The 14385-nt window shown below is 46.6% G+C and carries 11 protein-coding genes; 10 read left to right on the forward strand and 1 reads right to left on the reverse strand.

Going from position 1 to position 14385, the window contains the following annotated elements; genetic code table 11:
• The first annotated feature begins 24 nt into the window (after nt 1–24).
• The gene (gene mdh / locus Q9R46_RS04870; RefSeq protein WP_311279153.1) at nt 25–966 is read left to right on the forward strand and encodes a malate dehydrogenase; all 942 of its coding nucleotides are present in this window, start codon (nt 25–27) and stop codon (nt 964–966) included.
• 135 nt (nt 967–1101) lie between these two features.
• On the forward strand, nt 1102–1527 hold the full coding sequence (locus Q9R46_RS04875; protein ID WP_123064202.1) for a hypothetical protein: 426 nt from the start codon (nt 1102–1104) through the stop codon (nt 1525–1527).
• A 300-nt stretch (nt 1528–1827) separates the two neighbouring features.
• On the opposite strand, the gene Q9R46_RS04880 is transcribed toward Q9R46_RS04875, so the two are convergent.
• Complete coding sequence (locus Q9R46_RS04880; RefSeq protein ID WP_311279154.1) at nt 1828–3387, reverse strand: histidine kinase N-terminal 7TM domain-containing diguanylate cyclase; 1560 nt, start codon at nt 3385–3387, stop codon at nt 1828–1830.
• 422 nt (nt 3388–3809) lie between these two features.
• On the opposite strand from Q9R46_RS04880, the gene Q9R46_RS04885 reads away from it, so the two are divergent.
• The 8 genes from Q9R46_RS04885 to polA all read left to right on the forward strand — a co-directional run bounded on the left by Q9R46_RS04885 (nt 3810) and on the right by polA (nt 14362).
• Complete coding sequence (locus tag Q9R46_RS04885; RefSeq protein WP_311279155.1) at nt 3810–4682, forward strand: SDR family oxidoreductase; 873 nt, start codon at nt 3810–3812, stop codon at nt 4680–4682.
• 348 nt (nt 4683–5030) lie between these two features.
• A complete protein-coding gene (locus Q9R46_RS04890; RefSeq protein ID WP_311279156.1) occupies nt 5031–5372 on the forward strand; it encodes a cupin domain-containing protein in 342 nt (113 codons plus the stop codon).
• Between the two features lie 276 nt (nt 5373–5648).
• Entirely contained in the window at nt 5649–7478 is a 1830-nt protein-coding gene (pnpS, locus tag Q9R46_RS04895; protein ID WP_311279157.1) for a two-component system histidine kinase PnpS, read from the forward strand.
• 168 nt (nt 7479–7646) lie between these two features.
• On the forward strand, nt 7647–8375 hold the full coding sequence (locus Q9R46_RS04900; RefSeq protein WP_090920260.1) for a response regulator transcription factor: 729 nt from the start codon (nt 7647–7649) through the stop codon (nt 8373–8375).
• A 150-nt stretch (nt 8376–8525) separates the two neighbouring features.
• The gene (locus Q9R46_RS04905; RefSeq protein ID WP_311279158.1) at nt 8526–9722 is read left to right on the forward strand and encodes a methyl-accepting chemotaxis protein; all 1197 of its coding nucleotides are present in this window, start codon (nt 8526–8528) and stop codon (nt 9720–9722) included.
• 259 nt (nt 9723–9981) lie between these two features.
• Nucleotides 9982–10737: a phosphate ABC transporter ATP-binding protein PstB gene (gene pstB, locus Q9R46_RS04910; RefSeq protein WP_145329193.1), complete on the forward strand. Its 756-nt coding sequence runs from the start codon at nt 9982–9984 to the stop codon at nt 10735–10737.
• Nucleotides 10738–10800: 63 nt separating this feature from the next.
• Nucleotides 10801–11460 (forward strand): phosphate signaling complex protein PhoU, encoded by a 660-nt coding sequence (gene phoU / locus Q9R46_RS04915; RefSeq protein WP_145329195.1) that lies wholly within the window; start codon nt 10801–10803, stop codon nt 11458–11460.
• A 247-nt stretch (nt 11461–11707) separates the two neighbouring features.
• On the forward strand, nt 11708–14362 hold the full coding sequence (gene polA, locus Q9R46_RS04920) for a DNA polymerase I (RefSeq protein ID WP_311279159.1): 2655 nt from the start codon (nt 11708–11710) through the stop codon (nt 14360–14362).
• The last annotated feature ends 23 nt before the right edge of the window (nt 14363–14385 follow it).

A 14385-nucleotide genomic window follows, 5' to 3' on the forward strand; every position in this document is an offset into this window, starting at 1 on the left:
AACCTGTAAGGGGAGATGTGAATCGTGACTATTCAGCGCAAAAAAATCACAGTCGTTGGCGCCGGTTTTACCGGTGCTACAACTGCACTGATGCTTGCCCAGAAGGAACTCGGGGATGTTGTTCTGGTTGATATTCCTCAACTGGAGAATCCGACCAAGGGTAAAGCACTCGATCTGCTGGAGGCTAGCCCTGTGCAAGGGTTCGACAGTCATATCGTGGGAACTTCCAACTACGAGGATACAGCTGGTTCGGACATTGTGATCATTACAGCCGGAATTGCCCGCAAACCGGGCATGAGCCGTGACGATCTGGTGAATACGAATGCAGGTATCGTGAAGTCCGTGTGTGAAAATGTGAAAACATATTGCCCTGAGTCCATTGTCATTATTCTGAGCAACCCGGTAGATGCAATGACGTATGCAGCGTATCAGACACTCGGTTTTCCGAAAAACCGCGTGATCGGACAGTCGGGTGTTCTCGACACTGCACGATATTGTACGTTCATTGCGCAGGAGTTAAATGTATCCGTAGAGGATGTACGTGGCTTTGTGCTAGGTGGTCATGGTGACGATATGGTACCGCTCGTTCGTTATTCGAGTGTAGGCGGTATTCCAATCGATACCCTGATTCCAGCAGATCGCATTGATGCGATTGTGCAACGTACCCGTGTAGGCGGCGGTGAGATCGTTAACCTGCTGGGTAATGGCAGTGCATACTATGCTCCGGCAGCTTCATTGGTCCAGATGACGGAGGCCATTTTGAAGGACAAAAAACGCATTATTCCGGTTATTGCTTATCTTGAAGGTGAGTACGGATATCAGGATCTGTTCCTCGGTGTGCCAACCATTCTGGGAGGCAACGGAATTGAGAAGATTTTCGAACTGGAGTTGACGGCGGAAGAAAAAGCAGCGCTGGATACGTCTGCAGATTCGGTGCGTAACGTCATTTCAATCGTTAATATTTAAGTTTTGAAGACTTTTTGAACATGAAAAGTGAGAAAACCTCCGTATTTACGGAGGTTTTCTTTTCTTTGGATAAGTTCCCCAGTATAATAAAATGTGATATACAGCACAGCGAATATGTTGAGGAGGATGAAAATTTTGACAATGATTATGTATTTGCTCCATATCGTCGGAGCACTGGCCATGGGATTTTATCTGATTTTGCCATTCGTGGTCGGTAAAATTCGCACATTGAGCTTGCCAGCACAGGAGGGAGCATTCGCGTCACTTCGTTCTTTAAACAAAGTTGCACAATATGCGCTTGTTATTCAGCTTCTTACAGGTGGTTATCTGATGACAAAGGGAGATTACTCCCACATCTGGATGGCTGTAGTAGTGGTACTTCTTCTCGCAATTGCAGCCATTGGTGGAATTATGGGTAAACCGTTACGTCTTGCCGCAGAAGGCGTGAAAAGTAATAAGGATGTAACACCATACCAAAGCAAAATTCGTACGTTCAGCACGTTGCTTGCCGTGTTCTTGCTCATCATGGTGTACCTGATGGTGGACAGATCCATTTTCTAATAGGAGAATAAGAGGCTTCAGGGTCTAAAGTTGATTCTCAAACGATAACTATGAGTATAAGGTGAAGCGTTTGCACATGTTCAGGACAAGTGGTAGCGCTAAAAGCTATTGCTAATGAAACATGTACGCTTTTAACCATGTGGCGTGAGTAACGCCCGATTCTATTGAATCAAACCGCACAGATAAACAAACAAACAAACAAACAAACAAACAGACAGACAGCCTGCAGAGGCTGTCTGTCTGTTTTGTGATCTTTTATTCAATGACTGCCGGGAACCTGAATACCCCCGCTACTCATCATTAGCTAACACCAGCACCATGAACTCGTACTGCATTTCGGCCATTCCGTTTGGATTCATAGAGGGCGTGATCGGCGTCACGTAGCAAAGATTCCAGGGTATCCGACTCACTGTCCGTTTGGGACACACCAAAGCTGGCGGTTATTGGAATGGACTTGCTCTCTAAGTCAAGTGGTTGACTTAACATTGCAATGCGCAACTGTTCTGCGAGAGTATAAGCTTGCTGAAGTGCCGTGTTTGGCAGAGCGATAACAAATTCTTCTCCTCCGTACCGGGCGAATAACATCTCCGTATCTAAATAACGATTGCACACAGATACTACATGAATGATGGCCTGATCTCCCACATCGTGTCCATAGGTATCGTTGATCTGCTTAAAGTGATCGATGTCAAACAAGATGAAGGAGACGGGTTGAAGATTAAGCCGGGCTTCTTGAAGCAATTCCTTTCCTTTGTTCAAAAATTGAGTCCGATTATATATCTTGGTTAAACCATCGAAATAAGCCAGTTGCTTCAACTGTTCTTGTAGAAAGCGTTGTTCGGTAATATCGATTAGCATGATGAGAATACCGACAACTTGAGGGTTTTTGTTAAATACATAAGACGTCCTGACCTGGTAACAGACGGTTTCTCCGTTTAATTGCCAGTACAGGTCCGTTTGTAAACCTTCTCTTCCATATTCAACGGGAAATGTCTCTCCTGCGAGACCAAGCCATATGTCATTCAAGGGTTGTCCAACCATCGTTGTTTCAATCTCAGGTAACATCAGTCTCAGCGATCTGTTGAAATCGACAAGACGATAGGAACTGTCCAGGACAAGAACCCCTTCACGCATGCTCTCAAAAATGCTTTCTTTGGCAATAGGCACAATCGTCAGCAGTCTGGAGGACAGAATCGCCCAGATGTACATTGCGGAAGTGACACACATTAAGATCGGAACCGGGTCTAAACCGAACGGTGTCAAGCCAAGCAAGTACACGAAAGCAGCAACCATCGGTATAATTTGCGAAACAATTAACGTAAGCAGTTGACGACGATACATCTTTTTGGTGTGACGCCATTGCCCAATCAAGATAAGGCCAGCACATAAAAGGCAGGAGAACGTAAAGGCACCATGGACAACATACCATTGGCCGATATCCATCGCCATGACAGGAACGGTGCTATCCTCACGTAACCATACTCTTTTGTAATAGAGATGATGCCAATCATTCGTAGCAACCAGAAAAACCGTAATGGAGGGAATGATGAACAGGGCTGATGTCAGCCATGTAGACAGCTTTTTTCCAGTGTAATGAATCATGAGAAGCAGACCAAGCGGTGCAGAGACTGGCATACCAATATACTGAATGATATTCCAGAACTTCATCTGTTCCAATGTATTACTGGCGAGACCAATGGCATATCCGAAGGTATATACGGACAGTGAAGCAGTGTACAGGATAAAGATGTTGGCATTTGGAAAATGGGCTCTTCTGAAGTACGTATACATACACAGAAACAAATTCAGCACGGCTGACGTGGTCACCAGTGTAATGTATGTAGTAATATGCGATTCCATGTTCAGATCTCCATGTCAAATTAGTTTGTTGTAGTGCTTGAACAAATATTATAATGCTCTTAATCGCACTAGATGACTGAGAAAAAAGAGGCATAAAGCTCTCTACATTGTACATTGTACATCAGCCCTATCGGCTTAGGAACACTATTTAGATCATGAAACAGGTTAATTTCGATAAAATTTCGAATGTTTGAGAAAAGCAGATTGTCACGAAATGCAAGTTTGGATTTCCATATATGTGGTAAATAAGGAATGACAGTAATATAAGTGGGTTCGCATTGCTGTCCAGTAGAAGAATAATCTGGTCGGTTCATGCCATCCTACAGAATGAGACATATGACGAATGAAAGACAAGGGAGCATGTTGATTGTGTCCAAGTCTTCTTAAAATCAAACATGTTCATTTTGAAAGGAGAAGATACAATGTCAAGCACTACCCAGCAAAAACAACAAACGATGCCTGCACAACATCAGGATCAGCGTCCAGGAATTGAATCCAAAATGAATCCCAAGCCTGAATTCGAGAAGCCGCAGTACAAGGCGGCTGGTAAACTAATGGACAAAGTTGCTTTGATTACAGGAGGGGACAGCGGGATTGGACGTGCTGTTGCTGTGACGTATGCCAAGGAAGGCGCGGATGTGGCGATTGTATACTTAAGTGAACATGAGGATGCAAAGGAAACAAAACGTCAGGTGGAGCAGGAAGGGCGCAAGTGTGTACTTATCGCAGGTGACATCGGTGATGTGAATTTTGCGAAGAAAAGCGTGCAACAGACAGTTGATGAACTTGGCAAACTCGACATCGTGGTTAACAATGCGGCTGAGCAGCATCCGCAACAAAACCTGGAAGATATTACACCGGAGCAACTGGAAAAAACGTTCCGTACCAACATCTTTGGTATGTTTTATGTTACACAGGCAGCTATGCCCCATCTGAAACAAGGGAGCACCGTCATTAACACAACATCGATAACCGCTTATCGGGGAAGCCCGACGTTATTGGATTATTCGTCGACCAAAGGGGCGATTACATCCTTCACTCGTTCATTGTCGATGAATCTGGTTGAAAAAGGGATTCGTGTGAATGCCGTAGCCCCTGGCCCGATCTGGACACCTTTGATTCCTTCGACATTTGATGAGCAAAAAGTAAGTGAATTCGGAGCAACGCAACCGATGAAACGTCCTGGACAACCGGATGAGCTGGCACCAGCTTATGTATATCTTGCTTCCGATGACTCTTCTTACGTCAGCGGACAGGCGATGCACGTGAACGGCGGCGAAGTCGTTAACGGATAGGTGATGCCCTGTGCTGCTGATATTGCGGGACGGGTAAGGATATGTGCTGTATGGAGAAAGACGGAACGCTGAATTCTCGTTAGCGTTCCGTCTTTTTTTGTTTCTTTTTTCAAATAAGCAGAGGGTTCCGGACAGGGGAGGAAAATTAAAGTCCTATCTATTGTAAGATGCGATTTACAAAAGTCTGTATCTGCGTTGATATATCTATGATACCTTATACAGGTCTGACTTTAAAGCAATGGAGTAAGTCAGAGGAGAAGAAGGCAGATGTATTGCTCATTTTACATGGAAAGATATCTCATTAGATGTGATATGATAAACCGGATAACATATTCGGGAGGCACTCATTTGAAAATTAGCAAACAAGAGGCATCACATTATATATGGGGAGCTCAGTGTGATGGTTGGCATCTGGTTCAGGGAGAGACACTTAGTGTGATTCATGAGCGAATGCCCGCAGGCACGACAGAAACAAGGCATGTACATGTAAAGAGCCGCCAATTCTTTTTTGTTCTTAGCGGTGAGGCTTGTATGGAGCTGAATGGAGAGACCTATGTACTGGAAACACATGAAGGCATCGAAATCCCGCCGGGAGCACCCCATCAGATGCAAAATCGAAGTGCACAAGATGTGGAATTTCTAGTCATCTCACATCCAACAACACGCGGTGACCGCACCGAACTAAATTGATAAATAAAGGTTTGTTTTCATTATTTGAATTCACTATTCACTTATTTACATATGAACGGAGAGGGCAGAAAAAACCTGAAAAAGCGGAGCTAAAAGCTTTCTGAAAGAAAGCTGCATCGGAAGCATAAGCTTCGCCTTTATCACTGGATTTTCCCCTTTGGAAAAGTGAATCCAAAAAATCTGGGGATAACAGCGATTCGAAGGTTATTCTGTCATCGGAGTGGCTATGTAAATGTTTTGTTCAACGGATTAAAATATAACAGAAGGAAGAGATTAATGAGACCGTTTCGCGTTCGCCTCGCTCTAATCATGATGGTGCTCATTGGCGTATCCGTCATTGTCGCAGGGTATACAATGGGCAGAGTTTTCAAGACTACTCACATCGCCGCACTGGAACAAACAATGGTGCGTGAGATTAATTTGTTAAAAGCGACTTTCCCGTTTCACGATGCTTCGAATCCAACCTCATCCGAAACACGGAAATATTACTCGGATCGGGCGTTGGAACTGGACCGTCTGACAGACTCACGGGTAACCTTTATTAATAAAGACGGTGTCGTCATCGGCGATTCCGAGAGTGACCCTGCGACAATGGATAATCACCTGAATCGGGAAGAGATCCAGACGGCTACGGAAGGGACTTTTGGACAGTCCATCCGATATAGTGCAACGTTAGGCCAGGACATGCTGTATGTTGCGCTGCCTGTTAATTCGGATCAAAGTGACATGATTGAAATGCCAAGTGGCAAATTCGACGGTTTTATTCGTCTGTCTATGAGTTTGCAAGCGGTGGATCAAGGACTGCAACGCGGATGGATGATTATGTTTGCTGCCCTCGGCCTGCTTTTTCTCATTGTGGCATTTGTCAGTTACCGGGTAGCTAGAGGTTTAACATCGCCCATCGAGCATATCACCAAAGTGGCACACCGGATTACGAAGCTGGAGTACGATGCAAGAGTAAAAGTAACACGCAGGGACGAGATCGGCCAATTGGGTCTGGCGATTAACGGAATGGCGGATAGTCTGCAGTCCCAACTCAAAACGATACGAGACAATGAAGCATTGCTTCAAAGTGTCTTGGCGAATATGACGGGCGGGATCGTCATGATTGATGCAACGCGGTCGATTGCATTGGTTAATCGGGAAGCAGAGCGTATGCTCGGCATTCAGGCCGTGAAGGTTACAGGGAGACCTTATACGGAACTCAAGCGGCATTATGAGCTGACACGCACGATTGAAGAGAGCGTAGCTAATCAGGAACGGATGCACGAAGAAGTAAGTGTATTTAACCCGGAAGAACGGTTGATAAGGCTGGATGGCGTGCCGATGTCGGAAGACAATGGCGGATATCGGGGAATGTTATTCCTGCTCCAGGATGTAACTGCGATTCGCAGATTGGAATCCATGCGTAGCGAGTTTGTGGCCAATGTCTCTCATGAACTCAAAACACCTGTGGCAGCAGTGAAGGGATTTGCAGAAACCTTACTAAGCGGCGGTGTACAGGATAAGGAAACGGAACGTTCTTTCCTGCAGATTATTTATGATGAAGGTGATCGACTAAACCGCTTGATTGGAGATATTCTTGAGTTGTCCAAGATTGAATCGAAACGTGCACCGCTGGAATGTTCGCCAGTGCATGTGCATTCCTTCTTCGAAATGGTGCTTGGAACTTTGTCCAAGGTAGCGGAGAAAAAGCAGATTCGTCTGGAAATGAATGTACCGGAGGAACTGTATATTGAAGCGGATGAGGATAAAATGAAGCAGATTTTCATTAATCTCTTATCTAACGGCATAAATTATACACCTGAGGGTGGAAGAGTGAAGCTCCAGGTGAAGATGGATCAGACGAGTGAGGAAGAGCAGGTGGTTTTCTCGGTCTCCGACACAGGAATTGGTATTCCGAAGAAGGATTTGCCGCGAATCTTTGAACGTTTCTACCGTGTAGACAAAGGCAGATCCCGTAATTCCGGAGGCACAGGTCTGGGACTTTCCATTGTAAAACACCTGGTCGAGCTGCATCATGGCAAATTGTCAGTTGAAAGTGAGCTGGGTATGGGAAGCACATTCCGAGTCATGCTGCCATTGATCCAGGAGGAAGAAATCTAGTTTACTTCGGTCAAAAAAGAATTATAGTTTACTTCAATAAGAAGAAATGTAGGCGTATAGGAGCAAAATGTAAAATGAGTCATTTGCTTTACACAGCGTTAACAAATTAGTGCTATGATAGAAAAAGTGTTGTGGCAACAGACAACCTATGAAGAGAGAAGGGGTATCATGGCACAGCGTTTGCTGGTTATTGAAGATGAACCGACATTATCGAGATTACTTACGTACAACCTGACACAGGAAGGTTATGACGTAACGGCAGAGGATCATGGGTCAGCAGGATATGACCGGGCCTTGTCTCAGGATTTCGATTTGATTCTACTGGATCTGATGCTGCCAGGCATGAATGGTCTGGATATTCTGAACAAACTGCGTATTCAGGGAGTAAGCACTCCTGTCATTATCCTTACCGCCAAGAACGGTGAAGCCGAGGTTGTGCAAGGGCTGAAATCGGGTGCAGATGATTACATTACGAAACCGTTTGGTGTATCCGAGCTTTTGGCACGTGTAGATGCGGTACTCAGACGTTATTCGAATGGCGACGATTTACCGCAGCCTGAGGATAAAGACGGCTCACGTATTATTCTTGGCGAACTTGAAATTTATCCGTTGAAGTATGAGGTGACTTTGGGAGGACAATCGATCAGCCTGCGTCCGAAGGAGTTCGAAGTCCTGTTATATCTCGCTAAAAAGCCTGGCGTGGTGCTCACCCGGGATGACCTGATGAATGCGGTATGGGGTTTTGATTATATCGGAGGCCAGCGGACCGTGGATGTACACGTCAGTTCATTACGTAAAAAGCTGGAGCTTGATCCTGAATCCGTTCATATCGATTCCATCCGCGGCGTAGGTTATAAATTGGTTGTCAAAAGAAAAACTCCCCATCATTCTAGTTAAATGATCGGGGAGTTTTATTTTTACCTCCTTTTTACACAAAGGAAGATTTTTCTTCATTTATGGGGAGTAGGATGAAGTTATCCAAGTGATACTTTGTACCTAATAACCCACCTTAGGGCGGAGCTAACACGTAAAGGAGAATGTGTAATTATGCCCATGTTGTTAGAGGTTAGACCTGAGAATCTGGAAGTTAGTTTACCAAAAGAGGAAGAAATGGTGTTCGTACCTGAGTTGCAATCGGACGAATCAACAAGTGAAGTTCAGGAAGAACATGCCGTTTCTATAAACGAATATTTCCGTCAGGTGCCTGTAGCTAGAGGAGATACTACCTGCGGAGAGGCTGCGGCGATGTTAAGTGACGGACTGGAGCATCCGTGTATTGTGCTCTGTGATGAACAGATGAAACCGACAGGATTATTGATGCGTGAGAACTTGTATCGCTTACTGAACGGTAGGTTCGCAGCGGACTTATTTTATCGTAAACCGATTATGAATGTAGCTAACGCATCACCGGTTATTGTAGATATACATATGGAACCTGCAGCAATTATTGATGCCGCGCTTCGGCGGGATGAGGATCATTTTTATGACTGCCTGCTCGTAACGGAACAGGATTGCTTGCTTGGGGTACTGACGATCCGTGATGTGATGTCTCTCTCCCGTAAGCTCCAGCAGGAGGCATCCACAGACCGTATATCTACCGTGACGGAGAGTGGACAGGAAATCTCACGCATTCATGAGGCTGTAACCAAGCTGGTTCAAGCGGCGAATGAGACCGTGCAAGAAGCAGGGCAGGTTATCAGGTTATCCAATGAGGGAGAAGGGCGTTTGCGTCAAGTTGAGTCTTCCTACCTTCAGGTTCATGAGCATATGGGAGATCAGGGCAAACACGCAAGTCAGATGCTCGAATCCATCAAAACGGGTGCAGGAATGGCACGTTCCATTCGAACGTTGGCGGATCAGAGCGGGCTTTTGGCACTGAATGCATCGATAGAGGCTGCGCATGCCGGAGAATACGGACGGGGGTTCCAGATTGTTGCCGGAGAGATCCGGGCACTTGCCAAACAGACACGGGAAGTGGCTGGAAACATGACCGTATTGCTTCAGGATATTGAACGTTTAACCCAACAGACGGTATCCCTCATTCAGGCGAGTGGCACTGAAATCGATGAGAGTGCGAAGTATGTGCAGGAAGGTGCGGCAGCGTTTGGGAAGTTGAATCATGCGGTAAATGCTTTGTCCTGCATCGTCGGAACCATTGCTACCGAAGGCGAGGAAGCTGGCAGGATCGCAGCAAATATTCAGTTGAAGCTAAAGGCTATGATTACGGATCATTCCGAGCTATGAATTAATGTATAACCGAGGCATAAAGTATAACCGAATTCGTGCAAAGCAAAAAATGAGAGACCTGGGAATTTGATATAACGGCCTAGGTCTTCTTCAGGTGTTTTTACATTCCGTTAACATGAAGGTGGTACTGTTTTTACAATGTTACGTTAGGATATTAAAGATGACTGTGCTGATTGCTAGAGAATATGAACGCCGGTCTCAACGTCAACGTAAAGGGAATCCGATGATCCCTGCAGCGAAGGAGAAGTGAGCATCCATGAAAGACCTCATTCACATTGATGGGCTTAATTTATACTATGATACGCATCACGCGCTTAAAAATATATCGATGGATCTGCCTGAAAAAACCGTAACGGCATTTATCGGGCCGTCTGGCTGCGGTAAATCGACATTGCTCCGCACATTAAACCGGATGAATGACATGATTCCGGGTGTTCGTGTGGAAGGACAAGTTATGCTGAACGGTTCGGATATTTATAGCAATGAGATTGAAGTGGAGACGCTTCGCAAACGGGTAGGCATGGTATTCCAACAGCCGAATCCTTTTCCAAAATCCATTTATGACAACGTAGCATACGGACCGCGTCTGCACGGCGTAACCCAAAAAGCAGAACTGGATCAACTCGTCGAGCAGAGTCTGGTGCATGCGGCGCTGTGGGATGAAGTCAAGGATGTGCTGAAAAAATCGGCGTTAAGTCTGTCTGGTGGACAGCAACAACGTCTGTGCATCGCACGTGCACTTGCAGTACAACCGGATGTGTTGCTGATGGACGAAGCAACTTCGGCGCTGGACCCGATCTCTACGCTGAAAATCGAGGAATTGGTCAAAGAGTTGCATCATAAATATACCATCGTCATGGTTACGCACAACATGCATCAGGCCGCGCGAGTATCTGGACGAACGGTATTTTTCCTGAATGGTGAAGTGGTGGAGGCAGCTGATACGGAGACGTTATTCTCCACACCGCAAGATTCCCGGACCGAGGACTATATATCCGGCCGGTTTGGATAAGGCGAGCTGAACAGGATGATCCCGGCTTACCCGGAGATGATGGAGAAGGAGGACATGAAATCTATGATTCGCAGAAAAGAATTTGATCAAGAGCTGGAAGAACTGCGCACCCTGCTTAAACAAATGGGGGAACATGTAGGAAATGCCTTGGACGGTGCTATTGAGAGTTTGCAGACATTGAATGTGGAGAAAGCTCAGATCATCATTAAGAATGATGCGAATCTCAATGCCCTTGAGGACAAAATCATGGAGCTGGGCTCCAAGCTGATTATTACACAGCAGCCCGTTGCGAAGGATTTAAGACGCATTATCGTGGCCTTCAAAATCTCCAGTGACTTGGAGCGTATGGGAGATCTGGCCCTCGACGTGGCAAAGGTAACGATCCGCATGGAAGGTCAAGAGCTGATCAAGCCGCTGGTGGATATTCCGCGTATGGCGGAAGTGGTGAAATCCATGATTGATGAGTCCATTGAGTCCTATCTGAAAGAAAACACGGATCTGGCCTATAAAATGGCACAAACGGATGATCAGGTCGATCAGTTGTACAGCAACATGATTCGTGATCTCTATACGTTGATGACGGATCATCCAACGAATGCATCTCAGGCGATGTTGCTCTTGATGGTTGGACGTTACATTGAACGTATTGGTGATCACGCGACCAACATTGGTGAGAGCACCGTGTATCTGGTGACAGGTCAGCGTCCGGACCTGAACCAGTAAGTTGTTCCGGGCAAGCTCTGCTGCACAAGCAATGAAACATGCACATAAAGATAAGAGTTGATGATCGAAATGGGGGAACTTTCTTCCGGCTGGCCTGTGCACAGGCTGACTGGGAAGGAGGTTCTTTTTTTGCGGAAGAAATGTGGTAAAAAGGGGTATGAAGTTTTTTTGATGTAGGTGGCAGGTATGGTATCATGAGATTAGGTATGTAAGTACAGTCTGACCATATGATACGCGAGGTGCTGGAATGGACAAGTTTATTCTTATAGATGGAAATAGCATTATTTATCGGGCATTTTTTGCAATGCCTCCCCTGACGAATTCGAAAGGGCTGCACACCAATGCGGTGTACGGCTTTACGACGATGCTGCTGCGCTTGCTGGAAGAACACAAGCCTACACATGTGATGGTGGCGTTTGATGCGGGTAAAGTGACGTTCCGTCATGAGGGATATCAGGAATACAAGGGTGGACGGGAAAAGACACCGCCGGAGTTGTCCGAGCAGTTCCCTTTGCTCAAAGAACTCTTGCAAGGACTCGGGATTGCCCAGTTTGAACTGGCAGGTTACGAGGCGGATGATATTATCGGAACGCTGACCAAACGCGCGGATGAGGCAGGCAGACAGGTTCTCGTGGTATCGGGTGACAAGGATATGCTGCAGCTTGCTTCCGAGCATGTACATATCGGTCTGACGCGTAAAGGGGTTACGGAGATTGAGTTGTATGACCCGGCTCAGATTAAGGAACGTTACGGTCTGACACCCTTGCAGATTATTGATCTGAAAGGTCTGATGGGCGATGCTTCGGATAATATTCCGGGTATTCCGGGTGTCGGGGAGAAAACGGCGCTGAAGCTGCTGCACCAGTTTGGATCGGTGGAAGAGGTGCTGAACGGTACGGGTGAATTGAAAGGTAAGATGAAGGAAAAGATTGAAGCCCATGCCGAGGATGCACGTATGAGCAAACAACTGGCGACTATTCACCGCGAGGTTCCGCTCGAGCAGACGTGGGACGATATGCAGTTCGACGGATTGAAGGAAGCAAGTGCGGGACCGGCGCTCGCTAAGCTGGAGTTTAAGTCATTGCTGGAGCGATTGTCCTTTAGCGGCAGCGTGGCTTCCGAGCAAGAGGCTGTTCCGGCGGCTGAGGTTGAATCAACGATTGCTACAGAAGATAACATAGCTGAACTGATTAATATGTTGGGTTCGATCGATGTGCTGCATGTTGAAACCCATGGGGACAATCCACATCAGGCGAAGCTTGTTGGTCTTGCTGTAGGTGTCGGGGAAAAATATACGTTCATATCTCCGGAATTGCTAAAGTCTGACCCGGCAACTCCTGTACGGGAATGGCTTGCAAGTGCCGACCAGCCGAAGCGCGGATATGATCTGCATCGTGTGGATTTGGCTTTGCATGCACATGGCATTGAATTCGCAGGTGCATCCTTTGATGTGCAGCTTGCTGCTTATTTGCTTGACCCGACCGAGTCGAATCAGACAATCAGCGGGTTGACGTCCAAGTATGGGCTGCCTTCATTGGTTGAAGACGATAGTGTTCTGGGGAAAGGGGCTAAATACAGAGTACCAGAGGCGGAAGTTCTGGGCGATTTCCTGTGCCGGAAAGCCGCTGCACTGGCCGCGATTATCCCCCTTCAGGAACAAGCGCTGGAGAGCGATGAGATGAACTCACTGTTCCATGCGTTAGAGATGCCGTTATCCCGTATTCTTGCCGACATGGAGAAGCAGGGAATCAAGGCGAATACTGAAGACTTACAAGCCCTTGGTCGTGAATTTGAAGGACAGATCGGCAAACTGATGGCGGAAATCTACAAGTTGTCCGGTACGGAGTTTAATCTGAACTCACCAAGACAACTCGGTGAGATTTTGTTTGACAAGCTGGGCCTGCCTGTCGTGAAGAAAACAAAAACAGGCTACTCCACAGACGCTGAAGTGCTCGAAAAGCTGGCTCCGTATAACGACGTGGTGCAGCACATTTTGCAATATCGCCAGCTTGCCAAGCTGCAATCCACTTATGTGGAAGGTTTGCTGAAAGAGATATCTGAACGGGACGGCAAGGTGCATACGTTCTATCGTCAAACCATTGCAGCAACAGGACGACTGAGTAGCCAGTTTCCGAACTTGCAGAACATTCCGATTCGTATGGAAGAAGGACGCAAAATTCGGAAAGTTTTTGTACCGTCTGAGCCGGGCTGGTCTATTCTGGCAGCCGACTACTCCCAGATTGAGCTGCGCGTACTGGCACATATTTCAGATGATGAGCGTCTGAAGGAAGCTTTTGTACATGATATGGATATCCATACGAAGACTGCCTCCGATGTATTTGGCGTGAAGCCGGAGGATGTGGACAGCGATATGCGTCGTTCTGCGAAGGCGGTTAACTTCGGGATCGTATACGGCATCAGTGATTATGGTCTATCGCAAAACTTGAACATTACGCGCAAAGAAGCGGCACAGTTTATCGATCAGTATTTTGAAATATTCCAAGGTGTGCGCCGTTATATGGATGATATTGTGAAGGATGCACGCCGGGACGGTTTTGTGAAAACGATGCTGGAACGCCGCCGTTATCTGCCCGAAATCAACGCAAGTAATTTCAATCTGCGTTCCTTCGCGGAACGTACCGCGATGAACACACCGATTCAAGGTACTGCGGCTGATATCATTAAGCTGGCTATGGTACAGATGGACGAGGCGCTGCGCGAACGTAAGCTGCAGAGTCGTATGTTACTTCAGGTACACGATGAGCTCGTGTTTGAAGTGCCGGCGGATGAACTGGAGCTAATGAAGGAGCTTGTGCCTTCGGTGATGGAAAAGGCGCTTCCGCTGTCGGTGCCGCTGAAAGCAGAGGTTAGCTTTGGTGAGAACTGGTATGAAGCAAAATAGATAAGAAGGGGTAACGCTGAGCG

Source organism: Paenibacillus sp. RRE4 (genome assembly GCF_031844205.1).
In the GTDB taxonomy this organism is placed as follows: Bacteria; Bacillota; Bacilli; order Paenibacillales; family Paenibacillaceae; genus Paenibacillus; species Paenibacillus xylanexedens_B.